At 63.0% G+C, this 22838-nt stretch carries 20 protein-coding genes and 1 pseudogene; 9 read left to right on the forward strand and 12 right to left on the reverse strand.

Going from position 1 to position 22838, the window contains the following annotated elements; all coding sequences use genetic code 11:
• Nucleotides 1–38: 38 nt before the first annotated feature.
• Both RX328_RS41950 and RX328_RS41955 read right to left on the reverse strand, forming a co-directional pair.
• On the reverse strand, nt 39–3194 hold the full coding sequence (locus RX328_RS41950; protein WP_213251240.1) for an efflux RND transporter permease subunit: 3156 nt from the start codon (nt 3192–3194) through the stop codon (nt 39–41).
• Between the two features lie 9 nt (nt 3195–3203).
• Nucleotides 3204–4310 carry an efflux RND transporter periplasmic adaptor subunit gene (locus tag RX328_RS41955; protein ID WP_249726307.1) on the reverse strand — a complete coding sequence of 369 codons (1107 nt, stop codon included), beginning with the start codon at nt 4308–4310 and terminating at the stop codon, nt 3204–3206.
• On the opposite strand from RX328_RS41955, the gene RX328_RS41960 reads away from it, so the two are divergent.
• The 4 genes and pseudogenes from RX328_RS41960 to RX328_RS41975 all read left to right on the forward strand — a co-directional run bounded on the left by RX328_RS41960 (nt 4219) and on the right by RX328_RS41975 (nt 7995).
• A complete protein-coding gene (locus tag RX328_RS41960) occupies nt 4219–4530 on the forward strand; it encodes a hypothetical protein (protein ID WP_249726331.1) in 312 nt (103 codons plus the stop codon). The two genes, RX328_RS41955 and RX328_RS41960, sit on opposite strands and share 92 nt — an antisense overlap.
• Before the next feature lie 109 nt (nt 4531–4639).
• Nucleotides 4640–4990, forward strand: a pseudogene (locus RX328_RS41965) (hypothetical protein); the annotation flags it as partial.
• Between the two features lie 255 nt (nt 4991–5245).
• Nucleotides 5246–6385, forward strand: coding sequence for an FAD-dependent monooxygenase (locus tag RX328_RS41970; protein WP_213251242.1), 1140 nt, complete (start codon nt 5246–5248; stop codon nt 6383–6385).
• Nucleotides 6382–7995, forward strand: coding sequence for a benzoate-CoA ligase family protein (locus tag RX328_RS41975; protein ID WP_213251243.1), 1614 nt, complete (start codon nt 6382–6384; stop codon nt 7993–7995). Before RX328_RS41970 ends, RX328_RS41975 begins: the two co-directional genes overlap by 4 nt.
• 108 nt (nt 7996–8103) lie before the next feature.
• On the opposite strand, the gene RX328_RS41980 is transcribed toward RX328_RS41975, so the two are convergent.
• The gene (locus RX328_RS41980; RefSeq protein WP_213251244.1) at nt 8104–8613 is read right to left on the reverse strand and encodes a MarR family winged helix-turn-helix transcriptional regulator; all 510 of its coding nucleotides are present in this window, start codon (nt 8611–8613) and stop codon (nt 8104–8106) included.
• A complete protein-coding gene (gene maiA, locus RX328_RS41985; RefSeq protein WP_213251245.1) occupies nt 8603–9235 on the reverse strand; it encodes a maleylacetoacetate isomerase in 633 nt (210 codons plus the stop codon). The genes RX328_RS41980 and maiA overlap by 11 nt, the downstream gene beginning before the upstream one ends.
• Before the next feature lie 105 nt (nt 9236–9340).
• Between maiA and gtdA the strand changes: the two genes are divergently transcribed.
• Nucleotides 9341–10381, forward strand: a complete 1041-nt coding sequence (gene gtdA / locus RX328_RS41990) for a gentisate 1,2-dioxygenase (protein WP_213251246.1) — start codon at nt 9341–9343, stop codon at nt 10379–10381.
• A 161-nt stretch (nt 10382–10542) separates the two neighbouring features.
• Here the strand turns inward: gtdA and RX328_RS41995 are convergent, their stop codons facing one another.
• The 4 genes from RX328_RS41995 to RX328_RS42010 form a co-directional block, all read right to left on the reverse strand.
• Nucleotides 10543–11370 carry an ABC transporter permease gene (locus RX328_RS41995; protein ID WP_213251247.1) on the reverse strand — a complete coding sequence of 276 codons (828 nt, stop codon included), beginning with the start codon at nt 11368–11370 and terminating at the stop codon, nt 10543–10545.
• A complete protein-coding gene (locus RX328_RS42000; RefSeq protein ID WP_213251248.1) occupies nt 11363–12136 on the reverse strand; it encodes an ABC transporter ATP-binding protein in 774 nt (257 codons plus the stop codon). Before RX328_RS42000 ends, RX328_RS41995 begins: the two co-directional genes overlap by 8 nt.
• Before the next feature lie 154 nt (nt 12137–12290).
• On the reverse strand, nt 12291–13295 hold the full coding sequence (locus RX328_RS42005) for an ABC transporter substrate-binding protein (RefSeq protein WP_213251249.1): 1005 nt from the start codon (nt 13293–13295) through the stop codon (nt 12291–12293).
• Between the two features lie 21 nt (nt 13296–13316).
• Nucleotides 13317–14681: an FAD-dependent oxidoreductase gene (locus RX328_RS42010; protein WP_213251250.1), complete on the reverse strand. Its 1365-nt coding sequence runs from the start codon at nt 14679–14681 to the stop codon at nt 13317–13319.
• A gap of 109 nt (nt 14682–14790) precedes the next feature.
• Between RX328_RS42010 and RX328_RS42015 the strand changes: the two genes are divergently transcribed.
• On the forward strand, nt 14791–15675 hold the full coding sequence (locus tag RX328_RS42015; protein WP_213251251.1) for a LysR family transcriptional regulator: 885 nt from the start codon (nt 14791–14793) through the stop codon (nt 15673–15675).
• A 12-nt stretch (nt 15676–15687) separates the two neighbouring features.
• Here the strand turns inward: RX328_RS42015 and RX328_RS42020 are convergent, their stop codons facing one another.
• Both RX328_RS42020 and RX328_RS42025 read right to left on the reverse strand, forming a co-directional pair.
• Nucleotides 15688–16494: an aspartate dehydrogenase gene (locus RX328_RS42020; RefSeq protein WP_213251252.1), complete on the reverse strand. Its 807-nt coding sequence runs from the start codon at nt 16492–16494 to the stop codon at nt 15688–15690.
• Nucleotides 16495–16499: 5 nt separating this feature from the next.
• Nucleotides 16500–17291: an enoyl-CoA hydratase-related protein gene (locus tag RX328_RS42025; protein WP_213251253.1), complete on the reverse strand. Its 792-nt coding sequence runs from the start codon at nt 17289–17291 to the stop codon at nt 16500–16502.
• Between the two features lie 171 nt (nt 17292–17462).
• Here RX328_RS42025 and RX328_RS42030 point away from each other — a divergent pair, with 171 nt between their 5' ends.
• Both RX328_RS42030 and RX328_RS42035 read left to right on the forward strand, forming a co-directional pair.
• Nucleotides 17463–18437, forward strand: a complete 975-nt coding sequence (locus tag RX328_RS42030) for a ketopantoate reductase family protein (RefSeq protein ID WP_213251254.1) — start codon at nt 17463–17465, stop codon at nt 18435–18437.
• 23 nt (nt 18438–18460) lie between these two features.
• Nucleotides 18461–19243, forward strand: a complete 783-nt coding sequence (locus tag RX328_RS42035; protein ID WP_213251255.1) for an SDR family oxidoreductase — start codon at nt 18461–18463, stop codon at nt 19241–19243.
• Here RX328_RS42035 and RX328_RS42040 read toward each other — a convergent pair.
• Together RX328_RS42040 and RX328_RS42045 are read right to left on the reverse strand one after the other, a co-directional pair.
• Entirely contained in the window at nt 19235–19969 is a 735-nt protein-coding gene (locus tag RX328_RS42040; protein WP_213251256.1) for an aspartate/glutamate racemase family protein, read from the reverse strand. The two genes, RX328_RS42035 and RX328_RS42040, sit on opposite strands and share 9 nt — an antisense overlap.
• A gap of 90 nt (nt 19970–20059) precedes the next feature.
• Nucleotides 20060–20743: an alpha/beta family hydrolase gene (locus RX328_RS42045; protein ID WP_213251257.1), complete on the reverse strand. Its 684-nt coding sequence runs from the start codon at nt 20741–20743 to the stop codon at nt 20060–20062.
• Between the two features lie 241 nt (nt 20744–20984).
• Between RX328_RS42045 and RX328_RS42050 the strand changes: the two genes are divergently transcribed.
• Nucleotides 20985–22832, forward strand: a complete 1848-nt coding sequence (locus tag RX328_RS42050) for a di-heme-cytochrome C peroxidase (protein ID WP_249726308.1) — start codon at nt 20985–20987, stop codon at nt 22830–22832.
• Nucleotides 22833–22838 lie beyond the last annotated feature (6 nt).

Below are 22838 nucleotides of genomic sequence, written 5' to 3' on the forward strand. Positions count from 1 at the left end.
GGCACGCTGCGCTTTGCCCACCCTACGGACTACGGATCTTAATGCGTCGCCGCCGTCGCTGGCACTCCCGCCTTCTTCTTCCGCTCCTTCAGCCAGTTCTCGAACCGCTGGATCACGACAAAGAACGTCGGCACGAACAGGACCGCCAGACAGGTCGAGGCCAGCATGCCGGAGAATGCCGTGATGCCAATCGACTTCCGGGCGTTGGCGCCGGCGCCGGTCGCAAGCACCAGCGGGATCATGCCGAAGATGAAAGCGAATGACGTCATCAGGATCGGCCGGAACCGGGCTCGCGCCGCCTCGACGGCGGATTCCAGCAACGGCTTGCGATCGCGCACGTGCAGTTCCAGCGCCACCTCGACGATCAGGATGGCGTTCTTGGCCGACAGCGCGATCAACAGGATGATGCCAATCTGAGTATAGAGATTGTTCTCGATCCTCAGCCCGGTCAGCACGATCATCGGGCCAAGCAAGGACAACGGCACTGCGAGAATCACCGAGATCGGCGCGTACCAGCTTTCATATTGTCCGGCCAGCACGAGATACACGAGCAGCAAGGCAAGGCCGAAGGCCCAGTAGATCTGGCCGCCGACAACCTTCTCCTGGTACGACATCGCCGTCCACTCGAAGCCGGTGCCGGGCGGCAGGGTCTTCGCGGCGATCTCTTCCATCAAATTCATCGACTGGCCGGAGCTGTAGCCGGTGGCCGGCAGGCCGATGATGGTTGCGGAAGGATAGAGATTGTACAGGCTGATCAGCGAGGGGCCGACCGCGGGCGTGATCTTCGCCACCGTACCGAGCGGGATCATGTCACCATTGCTGTTGCGCACCATCATGTTTGCGATGTCACGCGGCGTCAGGCGGAACTGCGCGTCCGCCTGCGCATAGACTTGGAAGGTGCGGCCGAACTTGTTGAACTGGTTAACGAAGGTCGAGCCCATGTAGGACGACAGCGTCGAGAAGATCTGGTCGGTCGTGACATGCAGCGTCTGGGTCTTGATACGATCCACCTCGATGTCGAACTGCGGCACCGTCGACCGGAACGGCGAACTCACCCGTTGCAGCGCGCTCTGTGACGACGCATTGGCGATGATCGCGCCAGTGATGGCCTGCAGCTTGCTGAAATCGGAACTGCCGTCACGCAACTGCACCTGCATCGCAAAGCCGGCGGCGTTGCCGATGCCCTGGATCGGCGGCGGCGGGACCACCAGGATCTGCGCCTCCTCGATCACGGACAGCTTCTCGTTCAGTCCGACAAACAGCGATCGCAGATCCTCGCCCTCGCCGCGCGCACTCCACTCTTTGAGGATCAGATAGGCCACGCCTGCATTGGCGAGACTGGAAGAATTGTCGAGGGCGGAGATGCCGGCAATGGTGATCACCTGATCGACGCCCGGGGCTTTGCCGGTTATCTCGCTGACCTGGGTAAGCACACGCTGGGTACGCTCAAGCGCCGCACCGTCAGGCAATTGCACGGCGACCAAGAGATAGCCCTGGTCCTCGATCGGAATAAAGCCGGTCGGCACCCGCGACAGGCCGTAGCCACCGATGGCAATTAAGATTAGCGCGCAGATGACAGAAAAATAGCTGTGTGCGACCAGGCGGCCGATCAACCGGCTATAGGCGGCCTCGACACGGTTATAGACCGCGTTGAAGCCGCGGTAGAAAAAGTTGCGCTGTTCCGGCGGCACCGGCCGGCGCAGCCACAACGCGCATTGCGTCGGCTTCAGCGTCGCCGCATTGATGGCGCTGAGCAACGCGGTTGCGGCAATGACCAGCGCGAACTGCGCATACATCTGCCCGGTCAATCCCGGCAAAAACGCCGAGGGCAGGAACACCGAGATCAGCACCAGCGTGATGCCGATGATCGGCGCAAACAGCGCATTCATCGCGCTGATCGCGGCGTCATGGCCGGACATGCCCTTTTCGATATTGTGCGCGGCGCCTTCGACCACGACGATGGCGTCATCCACCACGATGCCGATCGCGAGCACGATCGCAAATAGGGTCGAGATATTGACGGTGAAGCCCAGCGCTGCCATCGCAGCAAAGGCGCCGATGATCGTCACCGGCACCGTGGTCGCGGGCACCAGCATCGCGCGCCAGTCCTGCAGGAAGATCAGGATCACGACCAGGACGAGAAGACCGGCCTCGATCAGCGTCTTATAGACCTCATTGATCGATTCCGAGACGAATTTGGTGGTGTCGAACGGCGTGTCGTAGGTCACGTCCTGCGGAAACGCCTTCGCCAACTCCTGCATCTTCTTCTCAACGGCACGCTGGACCTCGAGCGCGTTGGCGCCGGGCGACTGGAATACGCCGATGCCGGTGGCCGGCTTGTTGTTGAGCGAGAACGCCTGGCTGTAGGTCTGGGCGCCGAGTTCGACCCAGCCGACGTCACGCACACGGGTGACGTCGCCGCTGGTACCGGTCTTGACGATCACATTCTCGAACTCGCTGGTGTCGTCGAGCCGCCCGCTGACGTTCAACGTATACTGAAACGCCTGCCCTGCAGGCGCCGGCGGCGCGCCGACCTGCCCGGCCGTGACCTGCTGGCTCTGCTGCTGGATCGCCGAGATCACGTCCTGCGGCATCAGGTTGCGCGCCTGCAGCTTGTTCGGATCGAGCCAGACCCGCATCGAATATTGCCCGGCGCCGAACACGGTCACGTTGCCGACGCCGGGCAAACGCGACAGCTCGTCGCGAATGTTGATGGTGGCGTAATTGCTCAGGAACAGGCTGTCATAGGTCGCTTTTGGCGATGTCAGCGTCACGAACAGCAGGATCGCCGTCGACCTCTTCTGCACGGTGACGCCCTGGCTCTGCACCGATTGCGGCAGCTGCGACAGCGCGCTCGAGACCCGGTTCTGCACCAGCACCTGCGCGAAGTTGAGGTCGGTGCCGATCTTGAAAGTGACTGTCAGCGAATAGGAGCCGTCGGCGCCGCTGTAGGACTGCATGTACAGCATGTCCTCGACGCCGTTGACCTGCTGCTCGATCGGCAGCGCCACCGTATCGATCACGGTTTTCGCGCTGGCGCCGGGATAACGCGTGGTGACCTGCACCGTTGGCGGCACGACATCTGGGTATTGCGCAACCGCGAGCCGGAACAGGCAGACGCCGCCGATCAGGACCATCAGGATCGCGATCACGTTGGAAAGAACGGGCCGTTCGATGAAAAACTTTGAAATCATGGCCGGCTCCTACTTGGCCGACGCCGGCTGCGCTTCGACCGTTTTCAGTTGCGGGTCGACCTTCTGGCCGGGGATCGCACGCAACAGTCCGGCGGTAATCACGCGGTCGTCGGGCTTGAGGCCTTCCTCGATGACGCGCAGCTCCCCTTCCAGCGGTCCGACGCGCACCTTGCGCTGCTCGACGACATTTTCGCCGTTCACGACCAGCACATAGCGACCGGCCTGATCGCTGCCGAGCGCGACGTCAGGCACGAGCAGCGCGTTCTGCACCTGGTCCAAAGGCACGCGAATGCGGACGAAGAATCCCGGCAACAGGGCACGGTCCGCATTGGGCAGCACGCCGCGCACCGGAAGCGTACCGGTCGACTGGTTCAGCGTCGTGGCGGCATAGTCGAGCTTGCCCTTGTGCGGAAAACCGGTTTCGGTTTGTAGGCCCACCTCGATCGGCAGCTGCCTAATATCATCAGGCGTCATCCCGCGACGGCGCGCTTCCTCGCGAATCCGCAGCACGTCCTGTTCGTTGACGTTGAAATTCACATAGATTGGGTCGAGCGCCACGATGGTGGCGAGTTGCGTCGGCGACGAGGCGCCGACCAGTTCGCCGACCGATACGAGGTGCGCGCTGACGACGCCGTCGAATGGCGCGACCACATTGGTGTAACCGTAATTGACCGCCGCGATCTTGGTATTGACCTGGGCCTGCAGCAGGTTCGCCTGCGCGTTGTCGCGGTTAGAGGTGGAAGTATCCAGCGTGGCCTGCGAAACGGCTTGTCGCTGGACCAATTCCTGCTGACGCTTGAAGTCCGCCTCGGCCTGCCGCAGCGATGCCTGCGCGCCGGTTTCAGCCGCCTGCGCCTGTTCGAGCTTCAGCTTGTAAGTTTCAGGCTCGATCGTGAACAGGGATGTGCCTTCTTTGACGTAGGCGCCGTCCGTGTAGTTGATCGATTGCAGAAAGCCCTGCACGCGCGCAACCAGATCGACATTCTTGATCGCGGCCGTATTTCCTGTCGCTTCCAGATAGCGCGTGAAGGGCCGCTGCACTGGCGCCGCGACTTCGACCTTCGGCGGCGGCGGCGGGACAAAAGTATTTTGTTCGCAGGCACTTAAGATAGCCATCGCCGCGATTGCGAAAGCTGCACGGCAGGCAGCGGTGCCTCTTTGTGCGACCGTGCCGTGTGATCTCAAGCGTGCAGGCGAACGCGAAGCCTTCATTTTTGGAGCCCCAATAGGTTTTGTTCTAGAAAGGCTTTATTCAGAAAACGGCATTCCGCCATCCCATGAAAATAGCAACAATCCGCTTGCGGCGGAACCGGAAAGCGAAAACGATGTGTCCTGATTTTTTCTGAAGGCGTATTCAAGATTTCACGTCGGTTGAAGCGGCGGCTCCCGGCGACGACAAAGGATTTATTCAAATGATCAATACGTTGACGCGTGCGCGAAAGCTATGCCTGGAAAAGAACAAGGCAAAACTCTCGGCCGGTTGCGAGAAGGCCGTCGCTACTGCGAGTGGCGGGGCCGCAGCAACACCTGCAGCGGGCGCGGCTCCCGCGGCCGTGGCGCCTGCAGCCGCTGGCGCCGCACCGGTCGCTGCAGCAGCGCCGACAGCGATCGTGCTGCGGCCGATGCGGCCTCGCGAAGAACTGTTCGTGCTGCGGTCGACCCGCGGTGCCGACGTCCGTTCGATTTGCGGCGGCGTGCCCGCTGGCGGTGGCCGCATCGTGCAGTGTCTTGCGACCAACGCTGCCCAGCTTTCGCCGGCCTGCAAGGACGTGCTGTCGCAGTTCGCGGCACGCTAAATGCTGCGGCGATCTTCCATTGCAGCCGAGCCTATCGCCTCTTCGGTCGAAAGCCGGCTTCAAACCTGAAACACCTGATGGCGCGACAGGTACCGGTTCGTGCGCTAACCTACAGGTAGAGCCTGCAACCCGGTCCTGATGCCATCAGGATCGGGCCCGCAGACCGGTTCCGGCGATATTTCCTCTAGCGCAAACTTACGGCGCGGATTAGTCTCCACCCAAATTAGTAAGTATACTGTCGATTGGGAGGAAGACGTGCGTATCGCCGTCATTGGCGGAGGTCCCGGCGGCCTTTATTTCGCCTATCTCTGGAAGCGCCGTCACCCGGACGCACATATCGATCTGTTCGAACAGAACCCCGAAGGCGCGACTTGGGGGTTTGGCGTGGTGTTCTCCGAACAGGCGCTGGAATTTTTGCGCGCCGACGACCCCGAGACGGTCGACGCCATCACGCCGCGGATGGAGAGCTGGAAGAACATCACGCTCAATTTGCGTGGTGAGAGCGTCGAGATCGACGGAGTCGGCTTCTCCTCGATCGGCCGGCTCGAACTGCTCACCATCCTGCAGCAGCGGGTGCGCGGGGCAGGCGTGACGGCGCGATACGAGACCACGATCCAGTCGATCGACGAACTCGGCGGATACGACCTGATCGTCGCCGCCGACGGACTGAATTCGCTGGTGCGCCGCGGTTTCGAGAAGGAATTCGGCGCCGCGGTTTCGCACTCGACCAACAAATTCGCCTGGTACGGCACCAGCAAACGTTTTGCCACGCTGTCGCAGACGTTTGTGAAGACCGATCTGGGATTCTTCAACGCGCATCACTACCGCTATTCACCCGCCATGAGCACGTTCCTGGTCGAGTGTGACGCGGCGACCTGGCAGGCCTATGGCTTCGAGCACAAGACGATCGAACAGTCGCAGGCGATCTGCGAGGAGATTTTTGCCGATACCCTCGACGGCCATCCGCTGGTCTCGAACAAATCGGTGTGGCGCAATTTTCCGTGGATCTGGAACGAGAATTGGTCGCACCGCAACATGGTGCTGATCGGCGACGCCCTGCACACCGCGCATTTCTCGATCGGCTCGGGCACCCGGCTCGCGATCGAAGACGCGATCGCGCTTACCAAAGCTCTGGAGGCGGAAAACGATCTTCCCGCGGGCCTCGCCCGCTACCAGGCCGAACGCAAGCCGATCGTGCAGAAGCTGGTGACGGCGGCGCGCACCAGCGCTGACTGGTACGAACGCTTCCCTGAACACATGAAGCTCGACCTGATGGATTTTGCCTACAGCTACATCACCCGCTCCGGGCGTATCGCCGACGCGCGGTTGCGCGCGATGTCACCGGAATTCATGAGGCGTTACGAGGCAGCGAAGAAAATCGGGAGCCAGGCATGACGTCAGAAATTTCCGATCTGGTCCCCCGTGACAATCCCGGCGCGCGCGAGATCGGCTTTGCGATTCCGGAGCGCTATAATGCGAGCCGCATCCTGTTCGATAATCTCGCGGCCGGTCGCGGCGACCGGATGGCGCTGACCGCCCCCGGCGGCACGCGCACTTATGCTGAACTCTGCGCCGAGGCCGCGCAATGGGGCCACGGCTTTCAGTCGCTAGGCTTAAAGCGCGGCGACCGCATCCTGATGTTCCTCGACGACACGCCGGCCTACCCGGCGGCGTTCTTCGGCGCGGTGCGCTCAGGCTTCGTGCCGCTGTTGATCAATACGCTGACGCCGCCGGACCTCTTGCAGTTCTATCTCTCGGACGCCGGCGCAGCGGTAGCGGTCGCGGAGGCCGAGTTTACGTCGCGGTTCAACGCGGAGGCCTGCAAGGATACGCCGCTGCAAACCCTTGTTGTCGTCAATGGCGCAACGGGCGAACACGCCGTGCCGAACAGTGTCGACGCGGCGAAGTGGCTGCAAGGCTTCGCCACCGATCTTCCGGAAGCCGACACGCACCGCGACGAGATGGCGTTCTGGATGTATTCATCCGGCTCGACCGGCCGCCCCAAGGGCATCGTGCATCTGCAGCACGACATGGCCTATAGCGAGCAGGCGTTTGCCCGCAGCGTACTCAAGCTGACAACCGACGACATCTGTTTCTCCGTACCGAAGATTTTCTTCGCCTACGGTTTCGGCAACGCCATCACCTTCCCGTTCTCGGTCGGCGCGGCGACGCTGCTGCTGCCGGGACAACCGAAGCCGGCCACGATCTTCGCGGCGATCGAAAAATACCGGCCCACCGTGTTCTATGGATTGCCGACGCTCTACACCTCGCTGACCACTGCCGAGGGTGCGGCCGCCACCGATTTCTCGTCACTGCGGATGGCGCTTTCGGCCGCCGAAGTCTTGTCGGCGGAAGTGTTCAACGGCTGGAAAAAGCTGACCGGGCTCGAGATCATCGAAGGGCTCGGCTCGACGGAAGTCCTGCACATCTACCTCTCTAATCTTCCCGAGAAGAAGAAGCTCGGCGCCGCCGGCTTGCGCGTGCCCGGCTATGAACTCCTGCTCAGGGACAAGGACGGCCGCGAGGTCGCCGACAACGAGGAAGGCATCTTGTGGGTACGCGGCGATTCCAACACGCCGCTGTACTGGAACCGGCCGGACAAGTCCGCCGAGACCATTCGCGAGGGCGGCTGGATCTACACCGGCGACCGTTTCATGCGCGATGCCGACGGCTTCCACTTCTTCCGCGGTCGCGCCGACGACCTGGTCAAGATTTCAGGACAATGGGTCTACCCGCTCGAGGTCGAGCTCTGCCTTGCCGAACACCCCGACATCAGGGAATGCGCCGTGTTCGCCGCCGAACTCCCGGACCGGCGCATGACGCTGAAGGCGGTGGTGGTGATGAACAAGGGCGAGTTCGACACCAATGATGCTACGAGAAAGCTGCAGGATTACGTCAAGGCAAAGCTATTGCCTTACAAATATCCGCGCGAGATCAGGTTCATTGCGGAACTGCCCAAGACCGGCACGGGCAAGATCGACCGACAAGCGTTGATGAAGATGTAGCCCCACCCGTCATTGCGAGCGAAGCGAAGCAATCCATCCCTCCGCTTGTGATGCTATGGATTGCTTCGCTGCGCTCGCAATGACGACTGCTCCATCTCCACACGCCCCTCACTCCGCCTTTCCCAAATGCTCCAGCGCGTCTTCCGCGCGCAGCGGCACGCGCGAGGCCTCGTTGTTGAGATCGACCAGTTGCGTCAGGAGCGTCAGCAGGGTCTTGCGGTCAGCCGGCTTCAGCGGCTGCAGCATCCTTAACTGCGCGCGCTCCACCGACGGCATGATGTCGCGCAGCACGGCTGCGCCCGATTTCGAGAGATAGAGCAGCTTGACGCGCTTGTCCTCGCGCGATGGCTTGCGCTCGATCAGCGCCTTGCTCTCCAGCCGCTCGATCACGTTGCCCAGGGTCGAGCGGTCGAAGGCGATCACCGCCGACAGCCGCGTGGCGTCAATGCCTGGATGGGTGTGGATCGCCACCAGCGCCGCATATTGCACCGGCGTCAGGTCGAACGCGCTGCACTCCTCGACGAAGATCGAGACCGCGATCTGCTGCATCCGCCGGAACAGATAACCAGGCGCGGTATAGACCGCGTCCATGGTGATGGGCGAGGGTTTACTCGGCATCGGGCTGCCTGTCCGGTGCGGCATCAGTGAATGCCTTCATTTGCTTTGCCGCAGCCTCGGCCTCGAGCAGGCGGGAAAAGGCCGAAACCTCGACGCCGAAGCGCCGCGCATTGGCAAGCTGCGGCACCAAGCAGAGATCGGCAACCGTCGGCGCGTCGCCGAAGCAGAACGGCCCCTTCTCGCCCTTGATCAGGGTCTCACAGGCGGCAAGACCTTCGCGGTTGGCCCAGGCCGCCCACTCCGTCACCTTCTCTTCCGGCAGGCCGAGCTGACGCAGCCGGGCCAGCACCTTCAGATTCTGCACCGGATGGATGTCGCAGGCGATGGCCAGCGCAAAGGCGCGCACTTTTGCGCGGCGCAGCGGATCCTTTGGCAATAGCGGCGGGTTGGGATGAGTCTCGTCGAGCCACTCGATGATGGCAAGCGACTGGGTCAGCACCGCGCCGGTATCGCCCTCCAGCGTCGGCACCAGCCCCTGCGGGTTGAGCGCGAGATAGTCCGGCGCAATCTGTTCGCCCTTGCGAAGGTGATGCGGCAGGTGCTCTGCCGTGAGCCCCTTGAGGTTGAGCGCGATCCTGACGCGGTATGCCGCGCTGCTGCGGAAATAGCCATGCAGCTTCATCGGAACCTCCCTGATTCTTCCGGCCTGTTCGGGTTTACCACATTGACGCTACCGATATTGTAAGTATACTGTCAATCTACGATAAGAGATGACGGGAGGCTTGCCATGGAAGCCGTGCAGAAGACGCCGGAACGCGAGGCGTTCTACAAGAAGATCGACGGCGACAATCTCTCCGCGCTGTGGAACGTGCTGGGCGATCTCGTCACGCCGGAGCCGCGCAGCGCCTGCCGGCCGCATCTGTGGAAGTTCGATTCCATCCGCGACTACATGACCGAAGCCGGCAAGCTGATCACCGCCAAGGAAGCCGAGCGGCGGGTGCTGGTGCTGGAGAATCCGGGGCTCCGCGGCCAGTCGAAGGTTACGACCTCGCTGTTTGCCGGCGTGCAGATGGTGGTCCCGGGCGATGTCGCCCCGGCCCATCGGCACAGCCAATCGGCCTTGCGCTTCGTGCTCGAAGGCAAGGGCGCCCATACCACCGTCGACGGCGAGCGCACGGCGATGGAGCCCGGCGATTTCATCATCACGCCGTCGATGACCTGGCACGACCATTCCAACGAGACGAATGAGCCGATGTTCTGGCTCGACGGTCTCGATATCCCGATGGTGCAGTTCTTCGATGCTTCGTTTGCCGAGGGCTCGAACGAGGACCAGCAGAAGATCTCTAAGCCCGCCGGCGACAGTTTTGCGCGCTATGGCCGCAATCTGCTGCCGGTCGACGAGAAGCGCAAATCCAAGACTTCGCCGATCTTCAATTATCCCTATAGCTACACCCGCGAAGCGCTGGAGCAGGCCAAGGCGCGCAACGAATGGGACGCCTGCCACGGGCTGAAGTTGAAATTCTCCAATCCCGAGACCGGCGATTTCGCGATGCCGACCATCGGCACCTTCATCCAGTTATTGCCGAACGGTTTCAAGACCGCGCGCTACCGCTCGACTGATGCCACCGTGTTCGCCGCGATCGAAGGCAAGGGCCGCACCAGGATCGGCGACCAGACCTTTGAGTGGGGCGCGCGCGACCTGTTCGTGGTGCCGAGCTGGCACTGGGTCACGCACGAGGCGGATGTTGATTCAGTGCTGTTCTCCTTCTCCGACCGCCCGGTGCAGCAGAAGCTAGACCTGTTCCGCGAAGACCGCGGCAATGCGTGAGGCGAACTGACGATCTCTCCGCCGTCATTGCGAGCGAAGCGAAGCAATCCATCGCGCCGCAAGCGGAGAGATGGATTGCTTCGTCGCGGAGCCTGTCATCGGGCGCGCATTCGCGCGACCCGTTGGCTCCTCGCAATGACGGTTAGGCAACTCGCTCCGCATCACCGCCAGTGCAGTAACCTCGTCTCCATCGCATTGATCGCCTTCCCCACCGCCAGCCCGAACAGCGACAGGATCACGACGCCGGCGAGCAGCTGATCGGTCTGCATCAGGTTGCCGGCCTGCAGCACGAAGGCGCCAATGCCGAACTGCGCGCCGATCATTTCCGCGCTGACAACGAGCAGCAGCGCCACCGACGCCGTAATGCGGAACCCCGCAAGAATCGATGGCAACGCGCCGGGCCAGATCACGCGGCGCACGATCGCGTGGAACGGCACATTAAAACTCTGTGCCATCCGGATCAGGTTGCGCGGCACGGCGTCGACGCCGCTATAGACCGAAATCGCCGTGGAGAAGAACACGCCTAACGCAATAGTCGCGATCTTCGGCTCTTCGCCGATCCCGAGCCAGAGGATCAGAAGCGGCAGCAGCGCGATTTTCGGGATCGGAAACAGCGCCGAGATAAACGTGATGCCGACGCCGCGCGCCAGCGTCGAGAGGCCGATGCCGAAGCCAACGATCACGCCGGCCACCGTGCCGAGCAGCCAGCCTGAGCCGATGCGAACGACCGACGCCGAGACATGCTGCCAGAGCGCGCCACTGATGGCGAGCTTATAGATCGCGACTGCAATCGCTGACGGTGCCGGCAGGAACAGCGGATTGATCCAGCCGGCGCTGCCGGCGAGTTGCCACAGCGCAAGCACCAGCGCCAGCGCGATCCAGCCGGACAGGCGGCCACCGCCTGGCGCAAAACCCGCGCCGCGGAAGGCAACCGGGCGCGGAACGCTTCCGTCCTGTTGGGTATCCTGCGATGGTGCGCGCTCAAGCATGCTGCACCTCACGCTCGGCGTCGATCGCCTCCTCGCGGATCAGCGACCACAACTGGTTCTGCAACGTCAGTAATTTGCCCCGGGCATCAATGCCGCCGCGTTCGGCACGCGTCATTGGAATACTCACGACCTCGCGCACGCGGCCGGGCCGGCGCGACAGCACCACCACGCGGTCGGCGAGCCGCACCGCTTCTTCCAGGTTATGCGTGACATAAACCGCGCCCATCGCGCCGTCGGCGAGCAGGCGGACAAAATCCCCCATCAGCAATTCGCGGGTCTGCGAATCCAGCGCCGACAGCGGCTCGTCCATCAACAGAATCGCCGGCTGCACCGCAAGCGCCCGCGCGATGCCGACACGCTGGCGCATGCCGCCGGACAATTGCTTTGGATAGGCGCTACGAAAATCCGACAGGCCGGTGCGGCGCAACGCGTCATCGACGACGGCGCGGCGCGCGGCAACGTCAAGCGCGGTGTGGATCAACGGGAATTCGACGTTCGCTTCCACCGTGCACCACGGCAGCAGCGCAAAATCCTGGAACACGAAGGTCAGCGGATTGAGGCTATCGGCCGGCGGCGCGCCACGCAGCTCGGCCGTCCCTTCACTCGGTCGCAACAGCCCGCCCAGGATCGACAGCAGCGTGCTCTTGCCGCAGCCGGACGGCCCCACGATCGCCACCACCTCGCCGGAGGCAACGGTGAAGGATACGCGATCGAGCACATCTAACCCGCCGAAGCGGTGGCTGATTTGGTCGGCTATCAGGTCCATGCGACGTCCCATCTCGGACCCGTCATCCTGAGGAGCGCGCTCTTGCGCGCGTCTCGAAGGATGCGGGGCCCGGATGCAGCTCGGCCGTACATCCTTCGAGACGCCGCTTCGCGGCTCCTCAGGATGACGGGGGAAGAGTGCGCTGCGTATTTCATCAATCCGCTTTCACATATTCCTTCGCGATGATCGCATCCGCGGCAAATCCCTTGTCGACAAAGCCCTGCTCCTGCAGCCACGCGATCTGGTTATCGACGTTCTTCACGTCGAGCTTGCCGTCCGGGTCGATATAGGCGCAATTGCCGACTACCTGCTCGACCGGCAAATTCGTGTATTTGGCGATGATCTCGAGCAGCGGTTTTGTCTTGTCGTTGATCTCGGCCTTGCCATCCTTCACGGAAGCCAGGATCACATCGTGATATTCGCGGTCGGCGCGCACCAGTGCGCCCAGCAGCTTCGTCACCAGCGCCTTGTTGGCAAGCGTCTTCGGTGAAGCAAACACCGCCCCCAGCTGCCACGGCGTCTCATCGCCGACCCAGCCGAGAAACTTGGCGCCACCGGAATCCACCAGCGCCCGTGCGGTCGAGATCGGCAGCAGCGCGGCATCGACGGTTTCGCCCTTCAGCGCCGCGGCGGCATTGGACAGCGATTGCAGCGGCATCACCTTCACATCCGTGAGCTTAAAGCCGTATTTGTCGGCGAGCAGCCCCAGCGAATAGTGAAAGCTGGAGCCGACCTGCGTGACCGCAATGCGCTTGCCGGCGAGATCCTTCGGCGTCTTCAACCCCGCCGCATAGGCGTTGTTGCTGGCGAAATATCCGATCAGGGGATAGCCGGCCTTCTCGCGGCTCATGCCGCCGATCACCTTCAGCGTGCCCTTGCCGGCGAGATTATAGAGCCCGGCAGTGAAAGCCGTGATGCCAAAATCGACGTCGCCGGAGGTGGTCGCCACCGCGATCGGCTGCGCCGCATCAAAGAATTTCAGCGCGATGTCGAGCCCGGCCTCGCGGAAATAGCCCTTGTCCTGCGCGATGAATACCGGCGCCGAGGATGACAGCCGCAGCACGCCGATTTTCGCCTTCAGCGCGTCATCGGCCCGTGCGATCCCGCCCGCCGCGATCGCCAACAGGCCCGCCAGCGCGAGCCGCGCAAATTTCATCATCCGGTTTCCTCCGTAACTCTCTTACAGGCCCTCGGGCACGGGTTGATCCCGCCCGATGAACGCGCCCTGTTGTTTTAGCATCTGTTGCAACTTTTCAACCGCAATGTCGCGCGGATTCGTGTTTCCGGATAGCGCCAATGCCGCGGCGAGACCGGTCGCCTCCCCCATCGCAAAGCAAGCGCCGGAGACCCGCGCCGCCGACTGGCCGTCATGGGTCATCGAGGCGCAGCGTCCGGCCATCAGCAGATTGTCTATGCCCTCAGGCACCAGCATGCGATACGGCAATTCGTTGAAGCCGCGCGATTCCGGGATCGGTGGAAACTTGAAGACGACATCGCCAGCGACATGCTGCTCCATCGGCCAGCCATTGACGCCGATGGAATCGTCGAACGAAGCGCAGCTGAGCACATCCTCGCCCGACAGCATATAGCCGCCGATCACCCGCCGCGTCTCGCGGATGCCGAGTTGCGGCGGCAGGTCGACGATGTAGGAATTTTCGAAGCCGGGCACCGTGCGCAGGAATTCGAACGCCTGCACCGCCTGCCGCCGCCCTTCGATCTCGCCGCGCGTCATCTGGTCGGGATCGATCCCGCTGATCGCGCTGCCGTCCTCGCGCGCGAGCTGGGTGAAGTTGACCCGCCATTCGATGGGCGAACGCTGCGGCCGCACGATTGCGGACTTGCGCGGAAAACGATGCGTGCCCGCGGCTTCCGCCTTTTCCATCAGCGCCGGAATCGTCCGCCACGCCTCGCCCGCCCTTTCGGGATCGATGCCGTTGAGGCGCAGCATCATCGATGGGTAAAGCATGCCGCCGGCATTGTCGCCGACTTCGAACGATGCACCCGCCCAAGCCGCGAGATCGCCGTCGCCTGAGCAATCGATGAAGATGTCGGAGCGTACCGCCAGGCGGCCCGCCTTGGTCTCGACCATCAGCGCATGGATGCGCTTGTCATCATCCATCACGACACCCGCGCCGAGTGCGTGAAAGAGGATGTCGACGTTGTACGCCGCCAGCAGATCGTCGGCCGCGATCTTGTAGGCCGCACTGTCATAGGCCTGCGCAAAAATCTTGCCGAGGATCAGATGCGGCGCATTGAGCCCGTCGAGCCGGTCGATCCGCGCCAGCAGTTCGGAAGCGATGCCCTGCACCACCCGATGCATCTCGCCATGAACATTGGCATGCAGTCCGCAGAAATTCGTCACGCCCGCCGCCGTACCCATGCCGCCGAGAAAGCCGTAGCGTTCGATCAGGAGCGTGCGACGGCCTGCGCGCGCAGCGGCCACCGCGGCCGCAATGCCGGCGGGCCCGCCACCGAGGACGGCAACTTCATATTCGCCATAGACTGGCACCCGGCGCGCGGGTTCTTCGATCGTTTTGGCCGACACTGGTCGCTTTCCGTCCCTGATGATCTTGTTGCCGGCACTATGAATTGATGCACAACGGACTACAATCCGGCAAATTGCGCGATCAGCTTTCTCGAATCGTGAAAAGTGGATGGATACGCTCACCAATCTCCAAGCCTTTTTGGCCTCCGCCGAGGCCGGCGGCTTTTCGGCCGCGGCCCGCAAGCTCAACGTTTCGACCTCGGTCGTGTCCAAGCGGGTCACGCAACTCGAGGACCAGATCGGCATCGCGCTGTTCCGCCGCTCGACCCGCCAGTTGCGATTGACGGAGGCGGGTCAGCGCTATCTGCATCGCGCGCGCGGGGTGGTGGCCGACGCCAGCGACCTTCTGGCGCGCATGGGCGAGAAGGACCGCGACCTCGTCGATCACCTTCGCATCAAGGCTCCGACTTCGCTGACCATCGCCCGGCTCGCGGATGCATTCAGCGCCTTCCAGACGCACAATCCGCGGCTGAAGCTTGAAATCGTGCTGATCGATCGGCCGGTCGATCCGGTGACGGAAGGATTTGATATCGCGATCGGCGCATTCCCGCATTCGTTCGGCGGCGTCGTTGACGAGCCGCTCTGCTCGCTCAAGCGGCTGCTATGCGCTTCGCCCGCCTATCTCGCAGCCCATGGCATGCCCGAGCACCCGCGCGAACTGGCCGATCATCATTGCCTGAGCTTTCTTCCCACCGGATCTGAATGGACATTCGAAGGACCGCGTGGCCGAACCAGTATCCAGGTGCGCCCGCTGTTGAGCTCAAACGAAGGCCACGTGCTGGTGAAAAGCGCGATCGCAGGCAACGGCATTGCCTTGATCTCGCACTATCTCGTGGCCGACGCGCTGCGCAGCGGCGCGCTGCAGCCAGTGCTGCCGGATTTTGTGCCTCCCGAACTATGGGTCAAGGCCGCCATTCCGGAGCGGCGGGTGAATGCCGCAGCCGTGCAGGCGCTGCTGCAGCATCTGCGACGCGTGCTCTCGCCGGCGCTGTGAAATGCAAGGCCGTTACGTCCCGACCTGCAGTGGCGACGTCAACTTGCGCAACGCTGCGATCACCGAGAGCGCCGTGATGCGGCCGGTCTTCGGATTTTCCGAGGGGATGTTTTCGATCGACATCGTGAACGAGGCCGAGTCGGATTCGACCCTGATCTGATGGCAATTCCGCGTCACCGCCGGATCGGCCCAGATTTCGATGGTCGTGCGATCCGGCCCAATACCCGCCAGTGACAACGCTGCCACCACGTTCACATTGGCAGGAAAGGCGGCAGCCGCATCGCGCGCCGAGCCCTTGAAGACGCATAGCGCCGATGTCAGGCCCTCCATCGAAATCCGGTTCTCGACCAGGTAAGGCGCACCTGCTAGGCCGTTCGGCGGCTTGCGCGTGACCATCTGCACCAAGGTGATCGTGCCTTCGGCAGCGGCGCAAACCGCATCAAATCCAATCAAGGCGCCGGTCGGCACGATAATTTGGCCGCCATGCGCCCGCGCCAGATCGACGAGATCGGGCCTTGGCAGCAGCGCGCTGGCGCTCAGCACCATAACTTGCTTGCCGGCAATCAGCATCGGCCGGCAGATCTGATCGAGGATGTCAGCCGGCGCACATTCGACCACGACGTCGGCATGGTCGGGCACCTCATCGAGCGAAACCAGCGGACAGGAAATGCCTTCACGATCGAGCCACGCCTGCGCCTTCGCTCGATCCCTCGTCGTGATCGCTGCGAGCGAAAGGCCAGGCAAACCCTCAGCCAGCTTGCGTGCCACGGTTCGGCCGATCTCGCCCAGCCCGGCAATGGCGATACGTTTGGAAGACACTTATCCTACCTCCAATTCGCCGCCCGCTTCTCTGCAAACGACGCCAGCCCCTCCGACGCCTCCGCCGTCTGCCGTCGCGCCGAATGCATTTTCACCAGCCGCGTGTAAGCCTCGTCGTCGACACTCATGCCGCCGAATGAACTCTCCATTGCCAGCCGCTTGGTTTCCGCCATTGCTTCGGGACCATTGGCGAGCAGTTGCTCGACAACCTTGGCGCCTGCCATCTCCAATTCGGCCAGCGGCACCACCTCATGCACCAAGCCGATGCGGCGGGCCTCTTCCGCGCCGAACCGCTCGCCGGTCAGCGCGTAGCGACGGACCTGGCGGACGCCGATGGCATCGCAGAGTTGCGGGATGATGATCGCGGCGGTCAGGCCCCAGCGCACTTCGGTGATCGAGAACAGCGCATCGTCGGCGGCGATCACCACGTCGCACGCCGAGATCACGCCGGTGCCGCCGCCGAAACAGCCGCCCTGCACCAGCGCCACCGTCGGGATCGGCAGCGTGTTCAACCGCTGCACGGCTTCGAACGTCGCGCGCGATACCGCTTCGTTCTCCGCGGCCGATTTCGGCCGAACGCCGTTGATCCATTTCAGGTCGGCGCCGGCCTGGAAATGCTTGCCATTGCCCTTCAGCACGACGACGCGAAGGTTTTGCTTCTTGCCGAGGTCGTCCATCGCCGCGAGCACGCCACCGATCAGTCCGCCATCATAGGCGTTGTTCACCTCGGGGCGATTGAGCGTGACGGTGGCGACACCGCGCGCATCGAGATCCCATAAAACCGGATTGGCACTCATTCGGCGGCCCTTTGTATCCTTGTTCGTTGTGGAACACTATGCCGAGACGGCGGAAGTTGATCCATCCCTTTTGGCCATGGCAGTGATGCAAATCGCATCGCCGGTTGCACAGCGTCGCCCGCTTGTGGAAACTGCCCTTTCAAGGGTTCGCTTCAGCAGGATTTTCCATCCATGCGGATTTGCGTTTTCGGTGCGGGCGCCGTTGGCAGCCATTTTGCGGTACGTCTCGCACTGGCAGGACATGACGTTTCCTGCGTGATGCGAGGCGCGCATCTGGATGCCGTGAAAAACAACGGGCTGACGCTGCGGGTTGGAGATGGCGAGTTCAAGGCGAAGGTCAGCGCATTCAGCGATCCCGCCGCGCTGGGCCGGCAGGACGTTGTCATCTGCACGCTAAAGGCGACAGGCCTCGCCAGCCTCGCCGCCGGGCTGCAGCCGCTGCTCGGCGACGACACTGCCGTGGTGTTCGCGCAGAACGGCATTCCCTGGTGGTACGATATCGGGCTTTCGCCAAGCCATCCGCCGGTGCCGGATTTAGCCTTCCTCGATCCCGGCGGACGCCTGCGCGCGGCGATCCCGAGAGAGCGCATCGTCGGCGGCGTGGTGTTTTCATCGAATGAAGTCGTCGCGCCGGGCGTGGTCGCGAACCTGTCGCCGGAGCGCAACCGGCTCCTGATCGGCGAGTGCGACGACCGTCAAGGCGATCGGGTCGCAAAGCTGCGCGCCGCGCTGAATGACGCTTCGATCGACTCGCCCGAGGTCACGCAGATCAGGGAAACGATCTGGTCCAAACTCCTGACCAACATGTCGATGTCGGTGCTGTGTCTGCTGACCGGGCAAACCGCGCGCGCCGTTCGTGACGATCCTGATCTCGCCGGCATCGTGCCGCGCCTGCTCGACGAGGCCAACAGCGTGGCGCAAAGTTGCTTTCCGCAAGTCAAGCGCGTGACGCGATCCGGCCCCGCGCCGGACCACAAGCCGTCGATCCTGCAGGATTACGAGCTCGGCCGCGCCATGGAGATCGACGTGCTGGTGCGGGCGCCCGCCGCCTTCGCCCGCGCCGCCGGACTTTCGACACCGATGCTCGACATGACGGCCGCGCTGGCGATCCGGCAGGCGCGCGACAGGGGGCTCTACAAGACCTGAGGACTAGCAAGGGAAGCTGCATCATGCATGTCAAAGACAAGGTCTGCGTCGTCACGGGAGCCGCGAGCGGCATCGGCGAGGCGGTGGCGCGCGCCTATGCGGAAGCCGGCGCGCGTGGCGTCGTCGTCGCCGACCTCAAAACGTCGCGCGAGAAGCTTGCCAAGGTCGCGGGCGACATCGACGGGCTGCCGATCACGGCCGACGTCGGACTGGAGGAAGACATCAAGGCGCTGATCGCCGCGGCCGAAGGCAAATATGGCCCGGTCGACGTGTTCTTTTCCAACGCCGGGCTGTCGCGCAAGGGTCAGGAGACCGCCTCCGATGCCGACTGGGAGGTGAGCTGGCGCGTCCATGTCATGAGCCATGTGTTCGCGGCGCGCGCGCTGGTGCCGGGCATGCTCGCGCGCGGCTCCGGCTATCTCCTCAACACCGCGTCCGCGGCGGGCCTGCTGGCGTCGCTGAACTCGATGCCGTACGGCGTGACCAAGAACGCCGCGGTGGCGCTCGCCGAGCACCTCGCCATTCAATATGGCGACCGCGGCATCCGCGTCTCCGTGCTCTGCCCGCAATCGGTGCAAACCGGCATGACGACGCCGGGCCCGAGCGCCGCAAGGGTCGACGGCGTGTTGCAGCCGCCGGAAGTGGCGCGCATGGTGATCGAGGCGATGGCGGAAGAACGCTTTCTTATCCTGTCGCACCCGCAGGTCGCCGAATACATGCAGCGCAAGGCCTCCAACCGCGATCGCTGGCTCGCCGGCATGCGCCGGCTGCGCGACAAGATCTACGGCGCGCCAGCGTCAGCGTGAGGTTTTCGGCGCGAACGGCTCCAGCAACCCGGTGTAAGCTTTCAAGCCCGGCGAGGCGTAGGAACCGCGACGGGACGTCGTCAGCTTCAGGCCGGCCAGCGCTTCGGCCTGCTTCACCGCTGCCGCCACACCGTCGACAACCGGCACGCCGAATGTCCGCGACAGTTTTTGCGCGAGATCGGCCATGCCTGCGCAACCGAGCACAATCGCCTCCACGCCCCTGTCGAGCGCGCGGGAAATCTCGGCCTCAAGCTTCGCTTCCGCGCCTGAGCCCGGCTTTTCAAGATCGAGCACCGCGACGTCGCAAGCGGTGACCTGCACCCGCTCCGCAAAGCCATAGCGGCGCACCAGTTCTTCGAGCGGCACGATCGAGCGCGGCAGCGTGGTGACGATCGCGATGCGTTTTGCGATTTGGCCGGCAGTTACCAGCGCCGCCTCGCAGATGCCGACCACCGGGAAAGGTGCGGCGGTTCGGGCCGCGTCGAGCCCGGTGTCGTCGAAACAGGCAATGATGCCAGCGTCAGCATCCGGCGCATTCATCAGCGCCTGGATCAGCCCGGGCACGGCGAACGCCTCGTCGTAGTAGCCTTCGATCGAGACCGGCCCCATCGATGACGTGACAGCGGATATTTCGGTGCCCGCCGCCGCGACCACACGCGCGGCAGCGCCGATCGTTTCGGTCATCGAGGCAGTCGTGTTCGGATTGACGATCAGTATCTTTGTCATGGATGCATCGTAGCCGGGATGGCGGGCGGCGCAACTCTATCATCCGTCGTCCCTGGAACGCATCCGTTCGCAGGGACGACAGCGGAGAGCTTAGCCAACGATGCCGCCGACCCATGCCGCGAACGCGTCCAGCGCCTCGTCCATCACCGCGCGGTCATTCCTCCCCGAACTCTTCAACACGTGAAAGGAATGATCGGCACCATCAAGTAAATGCAGCGTCGCGCGCAATCCCAGGCTTTTGACGACGGGCTCGAGCAGGCTCAATTCCGCCAGCGCGTCGCGCGTGCCCTGCAGGAACAGCATCGGGATTTCGACATCCGAAAGGTGCTTGGCGCGGTCGTTGGAGGGCTTTCCGGCCGGGTGCAACGGAAAGCCGAGAAAGGCGAGCCCGCGAATGCCAGGCAGCGGCGACGCGGCCTGCGCCTGCGAGCTCATCCGCCCGCCGAACGATCGGCCGCCCGCGATCAGCGGCAGCGAGGGAAAGCGCCGTCCGGCTTCCGCCACAGCCGCTCGCACCGTTGCGTGTGCGACCGCGGGCGGATCGGGCCGCTTACCGCCTTTCTCCATATAGGGAAACTGATAGCGCAGCGACGCAATGCCGCGCTCGGCAAGGCCTGTGGCAACCGTCTCCATCGACTTGTGTGTCATGCCCGCACCCGCCCCGTGCGCAAACACGTAACCCGCGCGCGCCTGCGGCGGCTGCACCAATAGGCCGGAAACCGCCTGATCGGAGCCGATCTCAACTCGAAAGCGTTCCGCCGCTTCTGCCGTCATGTGATCTGTCCAACACTCTTCTGCATGATGGAGACTTTATACTGGAAAACGCCCGGCAAGATGACCGGCCGAGGACCGCATCCCGCGGCCACAAAGCATTTGGGTTTATGGACAGTCCTGGGGCGCCACTATAACGTGGCATCATATTCAATCGCACGCCGAGGGTGATTCGCCTTGCGGCGTTTTTTGATAACAGACGGATATTGCGCGCTTGCAGCGCGGGTTTTGGGAAGGGCAGGCCATGCGGGGCAAAAGGATTGCAAAAATTGTGGTCGCGCTGGCGATCGTCGGTATCGGCTACGCTACCTTCAAGGATGACATCGCCAAACTCTGGCAGGATTTTCACGTCAAGATCGTGGAGCATCCCACGCCGAAGAAAACCGTCTGGCTGGATCAGGGCATCGCCAAGGAAAAACTGAGCTGGTTCTATCATGCCGATCAGGGAACGCGGACCTTCGGCTTTCCCTACGAATGGTTCACGGCGCTGGAGCAGCCGACGATACCGTGGCTGTTGTTCACTGAGGTCGGCCTGTTCAGCGACCCCGCCTATCTCGATCGCTACGGCTTCATTGCCGATACCATCATCCCCGGCAAGAAGGCGCTTCCGATCGGCTTCGCGCAAGGCGGTCCGATGCTGGACCCGACCGGCGCGCCGTGGAGGAATCCGCGCAACAAGCAGGACATGACCGGCGTCGGCCTGACCTGCGCGGCCTGCCACACCGGCAGCTTCACCTACAAGGACACTGCTGTCGTCATCGACGGCGGACCGGCGCTCACCAATCTCTTCGCGATGAAGCAGGGTATGGGCATCTCGCTTCTGCTGACGCGGATCTGGCCTGGCCGATTCAGCCGCTTCGCCGAGCGCATCCTTGGTCCGGACTCCACCGTCGACGACCGCGAGACGCTGAAGAACCAGCTCGACCAGGTCCTTGCCCAATACAAGCAAGTCAAAAATCTGGAAGAGCGCGTCGCCTCGCAGAGCATCGTGGAAGGATACGGGCGGCTCGATGCGCTGAACCGGATCGGCAACCAGGTGTTTTCGATCGGCCTGAAGAAGCCGGAAAATTATGCCGGCTCCTCCGCGCCGGTGCATTTTCCCAGGATCTGGAACACGCCGTGGTTCGACTGGGTGCAGTACAACGGCTCCATCATGCAGCCGATGGTGCGCAACGCCGGCGAGGCGCTTGGCGTATCGGCGGAGCTCAACCTGACCGAACCGTCAAAGGGTCTGTACAAATCGAGCGTCGACCTGAAGTCGCTCGACGAAATAGAGCAGATGATCAAGGGCAAGAAGCCACCGAACGCGAAGGACGGATTCTCAGGCCTGAAATCTCCTAAATGGCCGGGCGACATCCTACCGCCAATCGACCAGAAGCTGGCCGACAAAGGCGCCGAACTCTACAAGACCCATTGCCAGGAGTGCCACCGGCCGCCGGTGACGAGCGAGGCGTTCTACGATTTCAACAACAAGGACTGGTGGACCAGGAACGAGGCTGGCGAGGCGATCCTCAAGGTCGAGAACGTTCCGATCTCGCATATCGGGACCGATCCGGCGCAGGCGGCAGACATGATGGCGCGCACGGTCGCGGTTCCCGAGCATCTCGGCCTCAAGAGCAACAGCTTTGCGTTCGCGCTGGGCGAACTGGTCGAGAAGACCGTCAACACCATCTTCGACCAGCAGAAGCCGCCGGCCAGCGCCGCGGAGCGCAAGCGAATGGATGGCTATATGCCGAACGAATTGCGGGGCGAGCTGGCCTACAAGGTTCGCCCGCTGAACGGCGTATGGGCGACACCGCCCTATCTGCACAACGGCTCGGTGCCGACCATCGACGATCTCTTGGGCGATCCAGAAAAGCGGCCGAAGAAATTCTATCTCGGCAGCCGCGAATATGATCCCGTGAAGCTCGGCTACAAGACCGATCCGATCACTGGCGGTTTCGAATTCGACACCTCGATTCGCGGCAACTCGAATAGGGGCCACGAATTCCGGAAGGACTACGACAAGAACAAGGAAATCAAGGGCGTCATTGGGCCGGAGCTATCGGCGGACGATCGAAAGGCGCTGATCGAATACCTCAAGACGCTCTGAGTCGTT

It is taken from the genome of Bradyrhizobium sp. sBnM-33 (assembly GCF_032917945.1).
GTDB lineage: Bacteria > Pseudomonadota > Alphaproteobacteria > Rhizobiales > Xanthobacteraceae > Bradyrhizobium.

Excerpts from the sequence above, each read along its gene's own strand:
- RX328_RS41975 (WP_213251243.1), top strand. The coding sequence starts at position 6,382 with ATGACGTCAGAAATTTCCGATCTGGTCCCCCGTGACAATCCCGGCGCG.
- RX328_RS41980 (WP_213251244.1), bottom strand. The coding sequence starts at position 8,613 with ATGCCGAGTAAACCCTCGCCCATCACCATGGACGCGGTCTATACCGCG.
- RX328_RS41955 (WP_249726307.1), bottom strand. The coding sequence starts at position 4,310 with ATGGCTATCTTAAGTGCCTGCGAACAAAATACTTTTGTCCCGCCGCCG.
- RX328_RS42005 (WP_213251249.1), bottom strand. The coding sequence starts at position 13,295 with ATGATGAAATTTGCGCGGCTCGCGCTGGCGGGCCTGTTGGCGATCGCG.
- maiA (WP_213251245.1), bottom strand. The coding sequence starts at position 9,235 with ATGAAGCTGCATGGCTATTTCCGCAGCAGCGCGGCATACCGCGTCAGG.
- RX328_RS42045 (WP_213251257.1), bottom strand. The coding sequence starts at position 20,743 with ATGACGGCAGAAGCGGCGGAACGCTTTCGAGTTGAGATCGGCTCCGAT.
- RX328_RS42025 (WP_213251253.1), bottom strand. The coding sequence starts at position 17,291 with ATGAGTGCCAATCCGGTTTTATGGGATCTCGATGCGCGCGGTGTCGCC.
- RX328_RS42030 (WP_213251254.1), top strand. The coding sequence starts at position 17,463 with ATGCGGATTTGCGTTTTCGGTGCGGGCGCCGTTGGCAGCCATTTTGCG.
- RX328_RS41950 (WP_213251240.1), bottom strand. The coding sequence starts at position 3,194 with ATGATTTCAAAGTTTTTCATCGAACGGCCCGTTCTTTCCAACGTGATC.
- RX328_RS42015 (WP_213251251.1), top strand. The coding sequence starts at position 14,791 with ATGGATACGCTCACCAATCTCCAAGCCTTTTTGGCCTCCGCCGAGGCC.
- RX328_RS42000 (WP_213251248.1), bottom strand. The coding sequence starts at position 12,136 with ATGGACCTGATAGCCGACCAAATCAGCCACCGCTTCGGCGGGTTAGAT.
- RX328_RS41995 (WP_213251247.1), bottom strand. The coding sequence starts at position 11,370 with ATGCTTGAGCGCGCACCATCGCAGGATACCCAACAGGACGGAAGCGTT.
- RX328_RS42050 (WP_249726308.1), top strand. The coding sequence starts at position 20,985 with ATGCGGGGCAAAAGGATTGCAAAAATTGTGGTCGCGCTGGCGATCGTC.
- RX328_RS42040 (WP_213251256.1), bottom strand. The coding sequence starts at position 19,969 with ATGACAAAGATACTGATCGTCAATCCGAACACGACTGCCTCGATGACC.
- gtdA (WP_213251246.1), top strand. The coding sequence starts at position 9,341 with ATGGAAGCCGTGCAGAAGACGCCGGAACGCGAGGCGTTCTACAAGAAG.
- RX328_RS42035 (WP_213251255.1), top strand. The coding sequence starts at position 18,461 with ATGCATGTCAAAGACAAGGTCTGCGTCGTCACGGGAGCCGCGAGCGGC.